We start from the raw sequence: 11,999 nt of genomic DNA, 5'->3' as shown, positions 1-11,999 counted from the left end.
AGTTGAGTATATTATTTTATGATTATCTTCCGGGAAACAATATCCGCTCCTTTTATTCCGCATAGGATATAAATTCCCTTATCCACATAGAGCGCTTTCGAGTAATCATCGTTCGTTACATTCATTTCTTTCATCTTCACTCCGCTGATGTTGTATAAAGAGAAGCGATAATCGCGGAAGTTCTTTATGTATAACGTATTTCCCAAAGTATAGATATGATGTTTAGCCATGATATTGGGCGTGATAATCGATGTGGCTGATGGATTAACAGGGAAGATAGGCATTGCAGGAAACCAATAATTAGTTATCATGGAGTATTCTTGTAGTAGTTCTCCGCGATTACTTATACGTACTGTTTGATATGTGGGATCTTGAAATTCGTGGAAGAGTGAGCAATAGAGCTCGTCGGTTTTGGGATGTATTCTAAAACCTGCTCCATAGAGAATCCAGTTGCCAGGCATCTGTTCGAAGTCATAGACTAAGGAAAACTTTTTTTTATCTATATCATAAGAGAATATTCTTCTTCCTTTGAACCAAGAGTTACCGTTGTTTCCCGCCCAATAGATTTTGTTTTCTTGTTCGCTGGCGCAAAAACCGTCGGCAGTCCACGCGTACCACGAGTTGGGAATGTCTTCGATACCCTCGTCATTCGGTATTTGGATGGTATCTGCCTCAAAGGTATAGGGGTCCATCTTTATTACATATGGCAAAGTCGCTCCTGTCCCTTTTACATTGGCAGCCATACTTATCCAGAGATTTCCGTCTTTCGATTGAACAATAGAACCGAATCCGCTTTGCGTTGTCGTCCCGTTATTATTATATTCGGGAGCAGAAATAGTTTTGATAACCTTATCCGTATCAGGATCGATGATTATAAGTCCATATTGCTGATGAATGGCGAAGACATAATCATCACTTCGTACCATCGTGCCGATTTGAGCATAGTACAATTGTCCGTATCCCGAGCCGTTGGGATTGCCCGTTCCTGCAATCTGTCCGCCGATAGTCATGTTTTCTATATCATAAATCCATATTCCGTTACTGGTACCGATATAACCTTTCTTCTCGCTAACACCCAGAAAGGAACGTCCGTCGGCAATGGACTTGCCGTTCTCATTCGCGGCAATGATCTGAAACTCTTTAAGGCAAACCATAGTCTTTGCATCACAAACAGTAAGACGACTACCCGTGATGCTTGCACCGGGGTCTCGCTCCTGTTTAGACACGATATAGAACTTGCCGTTGTAGATTGTCCCGAATTGGCTTGTGCAGCCTAATTCCTTTCCGGGATTAGTCTTTTGGAACACTCTGTACGTCCATTCTCCTTCGTCGGAAAGGAAGTTGATCGTACTGTTTTGATGCCCATACCAGTCTTCATTTAAGAAGAAGACTCCGTTTGTGTATTCGGTATCATCGCTTTCTTGACAGAAAGCGCTTATTGAGACCGATAAAAATAGTAGTAGAGTATAAATTTTATTCATGTGTATAATAATTAGTTGTTATTTTATATGTAAATCTTGCGCCCTTATTATCTCGGTAGAAGTTTCTCCTATCCAGCCGCAAACCTGATTGACGGCAGTATATACCCGGATAAAATCAACTCCCGGCAGGTGAACTGGATTCCCGTTGCTATCGACCGCCCAGCCTATATCAAAACTAACGAGAGATGTGGAGTCGTTCGGATGGTTATCTACATATCCCCAATCGTAAGCATATTGTACCCAATAAGTTCCCATTCCACTGATATCTTCAGCATTATCCTTTAGGCGAGTACCTTTGAAGTTTAGTTGGTCTGAGTTTATCCATTTAGGATAGTATTCTTGCGTATGGAACCTGTTTTTTGGAATATAACCTGTTGTTCCCAGATTATCCACCCAACCGATATAAGTCTGGTCGGTAATGTTTCCTGTCTCATCAGGAACAGGTTCTTTATTGGTATCAGGTCGAGAATAGGTTATTTTATAGTTCTTTATTGTTTCGGGCTTGTAATATTCGCTCCCTGCCAGTTCAAACCATTCATCGTCATCGGGTATTCCGTTCCGATTCTTATCGAAGGCTACCATGACGATGCCCGGCTCACAGCTTCCACCCGGATTATCGACTTCTACTAAGGAGTAGAAGGCATTTCCCAATATGGAGAAATCTTTTTCCCCTGTTACATTCATAACTGTATGGTCGAAACCGAACGTTACATAGCCACCGAAACCGCCGAGAGTAATCATCACATCGTTCTTACCCGAGATGTTCTCCTCTGCTTTTTTACGCATGATTTCTTCCGTATCGCCATTTTCGTATAAAGGCATTTCGTTGACGAACTGTCCGGGGGCGGGCTTGTATTCGAGTACGCGAGAGATAAAAGCGCTATATTCCACCACTTCGTGCAATACTTCTACCTGAAAGTTATGCGTATAAGGATTGTGCGGGTCGATAATCTCGAAACGCAGGTTGTAAGTACCTTCGTCTTTCCGGACAAAGGTATAGTCGCGCTCTTCCGAAAGTAAAGAGTCTCGTCCATCGGTTAATAGCATACTCCAACGGTATGCTTCTCCCGTAAAGCCGGGAGTAAAACGGTGTGCTTGCATTCTCGACAGATAGTAAGTATCATCTATGCCTAAACTGACAATAGGAGTATCATGTTCGCATCCCCAAAAGAGAAGGATTGAACCGAATAGAATTAGTAGTCTATATGCTTTTTTCATGTTTTTTCTTATTTATATAGGAATACCATATGAGCAGGAATATCTCCTGTGCTGACTCGCCATTTACGTTTGCCTTCCTTGTTATAGCAGGAAAGAGTACCTGTAGAAACATAGTTCTTGGCATCTGTCACATAGATGTCTCCTATTTCAGGGTGGACGTTTATACCGTAGGGCATCTTGATTTCTTTCTCTGTGCCATCTGTAATAAAGTTCTTGCTGACTACTTCTTTGGTTTGTATATTTACAATGGCATAAGTCAAAGCGCTCTCGCCCGTTAGATTATCATAATCATGGCTATAGAGATAAAGGGAATCGCCATGAATTGCCATATTAGAGCAAGGGATATTAATCGTATCTGTAACGACCATATCATTATACCCGACTTTTTTTTCGAGTACATACAGATTGGAAGGAACGCTTCCGTAAGGAGAATAAATATCGTTGTAATTACCCCGTGAACTGACCCAAAGTTTTCCGTATTTATCGGCACGGATGCGATGCAGGTTTAGTCCGACGTTAACCTTTCTAACCTGTTTGAAGCCTTCCAATTCCACTACGGATACTGTATTGTCATAATATGGAACGCGGTATCCGCCAGAGTTAGCGACATAGAGGTATTCGCCCAACACTTCCATCTCTTCAGGTTGATAACCGACCGTTATTTTATTGACGATTTCCAATGTGTTGGTATTTATCTTATAGACAGCTCCCAGAGGTGCATTTGGGTCGATAAGAACTCCTGAAACAAAGGAGCTTACGTATGCATAGCCGCGGTAGAAGCGCACGTATCGACAATTCGGAATATCTATCTGTTTGATACGGACTCCTGTGTAAGCATCCAAGACCTCCACTTTATGAGAGCAGTTTACCACGATATAAAGTTTATCTTCATATACCTGAATATCATTGCCTACATCACCGAGTTCTTTTACAACCGCAGGATTTCGTTCGGCATAAATATTCCGCAGGTAAACGGAAGTTGTAAAGTCGAGGTAATCCATCGTGCATTTGTTGCTTCCCATATTACCCTCATTTACCAGGTACATCCCCATAACCTCCGAGTCGTAATTGATTTCTTCAGGGATGACTTGAAACTCGCTCACAACAATATGTTCATCTTCACGACAAGAGAATAATAATATCCCTAAGAGTAGAATGATATGTAATCTTATGTTCTTCATAATTCTACGACTAAGGATATTCTGTAATTTCGCTTTGGCATTGGATAGTTGAAAATAACTTCATAGTCCTGATTCAGCAGGTTGTTTACTTCTGCTGTAGCTTTGAAGTTCATATTGTTTATTTTGAATGATTTTACGAGAGAAATGTCGTGTGTGTACCAAGGCTGAACGTGATTGTAGATGATATTATCCGATTGGCTATAACGTTCGCCTGTGTAGATAAAACTGTAGTTCAATGTCCACGTTTTGTACATAGCCGAGGCTATTGCGGTTCCGCTGTGGCACGGGATGTAAGGAATTTGATTGGCATAAAAGGTATCGGTTGGGTCGGTAAAGTCTTGCGCTTTCTGATATGTATATTGCAGTTTGGTTTGCAGGAAAACCTTATCTATCTGGAAGAGATTACCTACGGATGCATCTAATCCCTTTATCTTGACTAAGCCGAGATTATAGGTAGTCCATTTGAACATGGGGCTTTTGGGTGTGCAGATGATTTTATCTTCTACTTGGTTGTAATAGGCATCGACTTGCGCTTCTATGCTTTTGAAGAAAAAGTGTTTCAGTTGTTTGGTATATTTCAGTCCGACGTTATACTGTGTGGCATATTCAGGCTTGATGTCGGAGCTTATCATTTCCACATAGTACATTTCATTGAATGTGGCTGTACGGAAAATCTTTTTATAGAAGGCATTAAGCCGTAAATCTTCTTTCGGAAGCAGTTTGTAAGATGCGAAAACAGCAGGAGCGAGAACATGTTTATCTTCCGGAGCAATATATTTTTTCACTGACTCATGAACAAATGTGCCCAATATACTTGCTTGTACTTTCAGGCGATTAAAGTCAAATGATGTTGCCAAAGATAACCAATGAGAATAGCGTGTCGGGTAGGCAAAGACATCGTAATCATCCATTCGCTGAAAGTCGGCATCCAATGTATTCCATTGGAAGTCATAGGAAAATGAAACATCCCACCATTTGGTTATCGGGAAAAGATTGGCGGTGGCGATATAGAATTCTTTCTGCCGGAACTTGTTGTTAGTGGGATAGAGAGAATAGTCGAAGTTTTCGAAATGGGTATAGTCGCTGGCATATTTCACATTCAGCAATGTATTCCAACGGCTACTTATATTCATCTTCATATTGCCTTGTATGAAAGAATTTACGTCGCCCATACGTTCGCCACGCCGCCATACATTATTAATGACTGCACCTGGGACCCCTCTGTCTGAACTGTAATTGTAGGCATGAATATTCCATGAACCTTTAGAGAATACACCATAAAGAGATGTTTCGATTCGAGAGGCATTTATATCACTGTTTTGTCGAGTGGCAACTGTGTCATAAGCAACAGTGTTTGTATTGGGGAAGACCCGTTTGTAGTGGACTTTATATTTCCCGCTGGAATTAATCCATTCCCCGTTGAGCGACATACTTACATTATCGCTTATCTTATATTCGACCAGCATAGAGGGATTAATCAAATCGAAAGAGCCGAACTTGAGATTAGCTTTTATGTTTGTATTCTTATCTCCCCCGAAACTTGGTTTGCGAGGCGTTATATAAATGCTGCTGGCAGAACTAAAGTCGCGGGCGGATTGGAATATCTTGCTTTTCTGTCCATTGTAAAGGGCAATCTCCTCAATATTATCCATCGAGAACTTGCCTAAATCGACTTGTCCGTTCTGGGCATTCCCCAGTTGAATACCATTATAGAAGACACCGACTTGATTAGTTCCCATACTACGGATGTTGATTGTTTTTAGTCCGCCTACTCCGCCAAAATCTTTGAGTTGTACGCCCGAGAAGTAGCGAATAGCATCAGCTACGGAGAAGGAGTTGAGCACTTCGAGCTCTTTGCCTGATAGTTTCTGGGCAGGGATGATTTCGCTGTGCTGTTTGGCCGTAACTACAACTTCATCTAACAAGAGAGTCTTTGCGATACTGTCTGTTTGGTTCTGAGCAATTAATGAAAATTGCAAAGACATTCCTACTACTATGGAGAATATAAATCCCCTTACCCCTAAACAGTGACGTTTATTGGAAAACATAAAAAACCATTTGATTAATTACCAAATAGCTTCCTCGTGGACAAACTGAAATCAAATGAAATTATGCCGATTGCATTTGGTCTCAAAGCTCTATTCCTCGAAAGCTTTAAAATTATAGAACATCGGTAGGTCTCCTGACTTGTCCCCGTTTTGAACTGCCTTCCCATCCGTCGGTTGACGGACAGTGGCGATAGTGTTGCCAAAACGTTGCATAGGACTTACAGTAGCGGGTCTGTTCAGGATTTGCACCTGATTCCCTATTAATCAGATATATAGAAGTATATATCCAAACCAATGCCGGGATAAAGGTAAGATATATTTTTAATATGTAAGTAATATTCTGTAGATATGGTCCTTGTAATATTTGATTTTATATCATAAAAGTATACTCTATGTGGTCCTGTTTTTATGTGAAACGGATTATAATCCTTATTTGTATACAAAACAACATCTTGACGTTGTGTCTGAATTTCAAATGTTTTAAATAATACTTTGCGATTTTTAATGGAATAGTATAACCTTTATCTTGAGCCGATATAAAGGAATATCATCCCGAGGAAGACAAGGAAAAGATCGAAGGCTTTACTTTTCAGATTCTTTTCATGGAAAAACAAAGCTCCGGCAAAGAAGGTTACCAGCACATTGCTACGCCTGATCATGGCTACTACTGAAATCAGAGAATCCGGATCGCTCAGTGCATAGAAATAGATCCAGTCTGCCAACACCAGAAATACGGATATGAAAATGATATTCCAATGCCATGTAAAGGGCGTGCTGTTTTTGCGGCGTGGATACCAAAGGAAGATCAGGATGAATGTCATGATAATGAACTGATAAACGTTAAACCAGACTTGTACGGTCATTACATCTAAGCTTTTCATCAGGTGTTTGTCATACAAACCGCTAATAGCCCCCATGATGATGGATAAAATGGTGAATAGAATCCATTTGTTGTTGGTGAAACGTATTCCTTCTTTTTTTCCGGCTGTGGAGAGGAGATAAAAAGAGGCTATTGATAAAAGTACCCCAACCCACTGAAAAAGGTTCAGTCGTTCTCCGAAAATAAGCATGGCTCCCAGCAGGGTAATTACAGGTTGTGTAGCTTTGATCGGTCCCGTGATCGTTAACGGCAGATGTTTGACTGCGAAATAACCGAATATCCAGGATGAAAGGACAATAACGGCTTTTAGCAATACAGCCATGTGGGTTGAAAATGAAACACGGGGAACATAAAAAAGCGTATCGTTTAATACCGGTGTGCAATACGACAGCAGAATAAAAGGAACAAACAATAAACTACTTACTAATGTATTAACGAATAAAACGGGGATAACCGCGTTGTTTGCCAACGAAACTTTTTTGTTTACTTCATAGCAGCCTAAAAGAAAGGCAGAAGCAAACGCTAAACTTAACCACATATTTTTTTATTTATCAACCTTAAACAACTGTTCTGGATAACTGACCTCTGCCAGAAATAAGGCCTGCCCCGGAACAGACGTGCCGGCCTTGTTTCTATCTTTTGCCTCGATAACGTTACGAAATTCGTTGATCGTCATTTTACCCCTACCTACCTCCAACAACGTGCCGACAATGGCACGTACCATATTCCTCAGAAAACGATCTGCTTGTATAGTAAACCTCCACATGTTCTCTTCCTGTGTCCATTCGGCATGCATAATCCGGCAATTGTTTGTTTTTACATCGGTGTGTAATTTGCTGAAACTGGTAAAGTCGGTGTATTCAAACAATACATGGCATGCCTCATTCATTGCCGCATAGTTTATTGTGCCATGAAGCTTATACGAGAAATCGAAATTAAACGGGTCTTTTTTTGTTGTGATATAATAATGGTAGGTGCGTGAAATCGCGTCAAAGCGGGCATGTGCATCAGGTGTTACAGGAACGATGCGGTAGATAGCAACCTCTTTAGGCAGTAACCGGTTTAGTTTCTCAACCAGAAAAGGGAGGTCGGCTATCGGCTCCGACCAATCGAAGTGAGCCACCATAGACCGGGCATGTACGCCGGCATCCGTGCGCCCGGCTCCTACAATAGGAACCGGTTGACGGAATAATGTAGCTAATGCTTCTTCTATACATTGCTGTACTGTAATGCCGTTTGGTTGTACTTGCCAGCCACAAAATGGCTTACCGTTATATCCTAAATAAATAAAATAGCGATTCACATTCAACGAATATTGTAACTGCCTGCAAAGGTACGCATTTTTTCTCTTTTATTCTTTAGAGAAAGAGTAGGGGAAATCGGTTTCGGAAACCCCACGCTTTTTGTTTGGTTCGGCAGACATGTCGAAAGAAATAACCGCCCCTTTCATTATATCTGCATGTGTGATGTAATTTTTTGTGTAGTTCTTGCCGTTGAGTTTCATTGTTGATATGTATCGGTTGGCTTTGTCGTTGTTCTTCGAATTAATTTTTAAGACTTTTCCGTTTTCTAATTTGACAGTGGCGGATTTAAAGAGCGGCGAACCGATAATGTATTGATCCGTGCCCGGACAAACCGGATAGAAACCCAAAGCGGAGAATACATACCAGGCGGATGTCTGTCCGTTATCTTCATCACCGCAATAACCGTCAGGTCCGTCGGTGTAAAGTTTATCCATTACCTCACGAAGCCAATATTGGCTTTTCCAGGGTTGTCCGGAATAATTGTATAAATAGATCATGTGTTGTATAGGCTGATTTCCATGCGCGTATTGCCCCATATTCATCACTTGCATTTCACGCATTTCATGAATCATGCCCCGGCTTTTCATTCCCTCCATGCCGGGAACAATAAAGACGGAGTCAAGCATGGTGTTAAACATCGTATATCCTCCCATCAGATCGATCAATCCTTGTGGATCATGGAAAACCGACCAGCTATAATGCCAGCTATTACCTTCGGTAAAGTCGCGACTCCAATCCGTCGGACTGAATTTGCCGTGAAAGCGTCCGTCTTTTCCTTTACCTCTCATCAGTTTATATTCCGGATCAAACAGATTTTTGTAGTTCATCGCTCTTTTGGCATAGATATCGATCTCTGTTGCCGGTTTATTTAGGGCTTTTCCAAGTTGGTAGATTGTCCAGTCATTGTAAGCATATTCTAATGTACGCGCGACGTTTTGGCTGATTTCCGTGTCATTCGGTATATAGCCATATTCATTGTAGTAGTTGTAACCGGCACGTCCGGAGGCTGCCACTGTAGGATGTACGTTGTTTGCTCCGTTCTTTAATGCTTTCCAAAGTGTTTCGACATCATAGCCCCGAAGACCTTTCAGGTAAGCGTCTGCCACGACGGAGGCTGAATTGTTTCCTACCATGGTGTTACGATGTCCCGGACTTGACCATTCGGGAAGGAAGCCGCTTTCTTTGTAAGCATTGGCTAATCCTTCCTGCATTTTCACATTCATGGAAGGGTAAACCATATTTAAGAACGGGAACAGACAGCGGAAGGTGTCCCAAAAACCGGTGTCGGCAAACATATATCCGGGCAAAACTTCACCATTGTATGGACTATAATGTACGATTTGCCCTTTTGCGTCGATTTCATAGAAACTACGCGGGAAAAGTACCGAGCGATAAAGACAAGAATAGAATGTGCGCAAATTGTCGATGTTATCATCTTCAATGGTAATGCGCCCTAAAGTTTCATTCCAGACTTCCTCTCCTTTATCTACGATCTGATCAAAAGAATCGTTCCGGAGTTCTTTTAAATTAAGTTCCGCTTGTTCGAAGCTTATAAACGAAGACGCTACACGCGCATGAACAACCTCATGCCTTTTGGTTTGAAAACCGATGATAGCTCCGGTATGCTCTTCGGATGCTTCCAATTCGTTTTTTCGAATTTCCAGATCACCCACCGTTGCTTGATATGTAAATGATTTATCAAAAGTGATCACGAAATAGTTTTTGAAATTTTCGGGCACTCCACCGCTGTTGCGTGTAGTATAGCCTATGATTTTATTTTCTTCCGGAATAATTTTAATGTATGAACCTCGGTCAAAAGCATCGACTACGACGTATGATTTATCTGATTCCGGAAAAGTGAACCGAAACATGGCCGCGCGATCAGTCGGTGTAATTTCAGTTGTTATATCATGATCGGCCAGATGCACTTTGTAATAATGAGGCTTCGCGATTTCGGCTTTATGGGAGAACCAACTGGCGCGTTTATCCTGATCGAACACCAATTTTCCGGAAACCGGCATGATTGAGAACTGACCGTAATCGTTCATCCATGGACTTGGTTGGTGAGTTTGCTTGAAGCCTTTGATCTTGTCTGCAGTATAAGTATAGGTCCAGCCATTTCCCATACTTCCGGTTTGCGGTACCCAGAAATTCATGCCCCATGGACGTGCAATGGCAGGATAGGTATTGCCTGTAGATAGTTCGAACTTCGACAGTGTTCCTGCTAAAGGGTTAACATAGTCAACAAGGTTAAGTGTTTTTTGTGCAAGTCCTGGTAATGAAAATAAGACCGAACAAATGAGAGTAAATAATCTTTCTTTGGTTTTAAACATGATATTTTTATTTATTATTCGCTTTTGCAAAAATATTCTCTTTCAATATATTACATAAATTATTTTTCTTTTTTGTGCGAGTTTTAAGTATTATATACATAATTTCAAAAACAAATTGTGGGCTTTTTTTGTTACAACTGAATAAGTGGCAATTTTCTTGCGATGTAGCTTTTTGACTTTTTATTGTTGTTTGCTATAGTTTGTGTATTTTTGTCTCTAATATTAAGGTGAAAGTATTTACGGACGCTGAAAATTAGCCAAAGCAAATGTGTGAATTAATTCTATTTTTGAAGGAAACAGAAGAGTAACATTTTATTATTTCTATTTTATCAAAACATACAATAATGAGGAATACCTCAGTGTACAATTAGAAAATACCTATTGTAGAAAATCTCAAAAGCAAAAAATGGTAATTAAATATTTAGAAGAACATAAGGCTTGTTTTAATTATGAAATAGGAAATGAGCCTTTAATTGAATTAATTGAAGGCAAGGCAGACGCTTGTGGAAAGTTATTTTTGAATAATCATATTGTTTTATATGTTGTAAATGGCGAAGTAGCGTTCAGTTACAATTCTTATTCTGATGTTTTGGTTTCGGAAAATCAGATGTATTTTGTACCGATCGGTAGTGAACTGACCTATAAATCGACAGCCGGATTTAAGTGTTTTATGTTTAGGTTGGAAGATCAAATTCGTTTTTGCGATTGTTTTACCGGCCCCATGCTGAAAAAAAAGCTGATCAACATAAAAAAAGAATCACCCTTTGTTTTATCTGCAAATCAATTAATCCGGAGTTTCGTAGACGGAGTTGAATGTTTGCTTGCCCATAAAATGTTTTGCCGTATATTTTTTGACTACAAACGGAAAGAACTACTTTATATGCTTCGTGGTTTTTATACAAAAGATGAATTAGCGCTTTTCTTTTACGAAGGATTGTCTGATAATATTACGTTTTCAAGTGAAGTGGTTAGAAATTTCCGTCGTTTTTCAACTGTCTCTGCACTTGCGGAATCATTACACTATACGGTGTCCGGATTTGAAAAGCGGTTTAAGAAAACATTTGGTGTGTCTCCATCCAAATGGATGAGAGAGCAAAAATCCAGAGAGATTTATAGGGATGTTTGTTCGAGTAAGCTAAACTTTAAGCAGATTTCGGATAAATATAATTTTTCCTCGACAAGTACTTTTAGTGATTTTTACAAGACTACTTTTGGGGAAACACCGGGGGTAACCCGAAAAAAACAATGCAAAGGATTAGTTTGACTAATTAAGGGGCGTGTTTAAAGAATTCTATTCCCATTAACTTGTGTTATTTTTGCAGATCAAAACTAATAACTGGTCTGCTAATTGATCCTATTGAGAAATGATTGGGATATATAGACTATGAGAAAATATTAAATACAACTTGATTCATCTGAAATTAGAATCAATTGAAAAAGTAGAAATGTATCTCTGTTAATTTTGTTATAATGATAAAAAAAAGATTATGCTGAAAACAGGTTTAAATAATTTAGTGATTTTTTTCCTCCTATCCATAACGTTGGTTTCGTGCA

At 40.1% G+C, this 11,999-nt stretch carries 8 protein-coding genes and 1 riboswitch; of the genes, 1 reads left to right on the top strand and 7 read right to left on the bottom strand.

Annotation, left to right across the window (positions count from 1 at the left end):
• Nucleotides 1-11 precede the first annotated feature (11 nt).
• The 7 genes from B9Y81_RS01075 to B9Y81_RS01045 all read right to left on the bottom strand — a co-directional run bounded on the left by B9Y81_RS01075 (nt 12) and on the right by B9Y81_RS01045 (nt 10,445).
• Nucleotides 12-1,481, bottom strand: a complete 1,470-nt coding sequence (locus tag B9Y81_RS01075) for a DUF5074 domain-containing protein (protein WP_085535153.1) — start codon at nt 1,479-1,481, stop codon at nt 12-14.
• An 18-nt stretch (nt 1,482-1,499) separates the two neighbouring features.
• Nucleotides 1,500-2,699 carry a cell surface protein gene (locus B9Y81_RS01070; RefSeq protein ID WP_085535152.1) on the bottom strand — a complete coding sequence of 400 codons (1,200 nt, stop codon included), beginning with the start codon at nt 2,697-2,699 and terminating at the stop codon, nt 1,500-1,502.
• 8 nt (nt 2,700-2,707) lie between these two features.
• Nucleotides 2,708-3,880 (bottom strand): YncE family protein, encoded by a 1,173-nt coding sequence (locus tag B9Y81_RS01065; RefSeq protein WP_085535151.1) that lies wholly within the window; start codon nt 3,878-3,880, stop codon nt 2,708-2,710.
• Nucleotides 3,877-5,928 (bottom strand): TonB-dependent receptor, encoded by a 2,052-nt coding sequence (locus tag B9Y81_RS01060; protein ID WP_217809485.1) that lies wholly within the window; start codon nt 5,926-5,928, stop codon nt 3,877-3,879. The genes B9Y81_RS01065 and B9Y81_RS01060 overlap by 4 nt, the downstream gene beginning before the upstream one ends.
• Nucleotides 5,929-6,035: 107 nt before the next feature.
• A riboswitch (cobalamin riboswitch) is annotated at nt 6,036-6,239 on the bottom strand.
• Nucleotides 6,240-6,449: 210 nt separating this feature from the next.
• Nucleotides 6,450-7,346, bottom strand: coding sequence for a DMT family transporter (locus B9Y81_RS01055; RefSeq protein ID WP_085535150.1), 897 nt, complete (start codon nt 7,344-7,346; stop codon nt 6,450-6,452).
• 6 nt (nt 7,347-7,352) lie between these two features.
• Nucleotides 7,353-8,111, bottom strand: coding sequence for a tRNA pseudouridine(38-40) synthase TruA (gene truA / locus B9Y81_RS01050; RefSeq protein ID WP_085535490.1), 759 nt, complete (start codon nt 8,109-8,111; stop codon nt 7,353-7,355).
• Between the two features lie 48 nt (nt 8,112-8,159).
• Nucleotides 8,160-10,445 (bottom strand): GH92 family glycosyl hydrolase, encoded by a 2,286-nt coding sequence (locus tag B9Y81_RS01045; RefSeq protein WP_085535149.1) that lies wholly within the window; start codon nt 10,443-10,445, stop codon nt 8,160-8,162.
• A 406-nt stretch (nt 10,446-10,851) separates the two neighbouring features.
• Here B9Y81_RS01045 and B9Y81_RS01040 point away from each other — a divergent pair, with 406 nt between their 5' ends.
• A complete protein-coding gene (locus tag B9Y81_RS01040; RefSeq protein WP_085535148.1) occupies nt 10,852-11,709 on the top strand; it encodes a helix-turn-helix transcriptional regulator in 858 nt (285 codons plus the stop codon).
• Nucleotides 11,710-11,999 lie beyond the last annotated feature (290 nt).

The organism is Massilibacteroides vaginae, from assembly GCF_900178525.1.
Taxonomy (GTDB): Bacteria; Bacteroidota; Bacteroidia; order Bacteroidales; family Tannerellaceae; genus Massilibacteroides; species Massilibacteroides vaginae.
The sequence above is the reverse complement of the archived record's forward strand: the minus strand, read 5'-3'. Positions and strand labels throughout refer to the sequence as shown.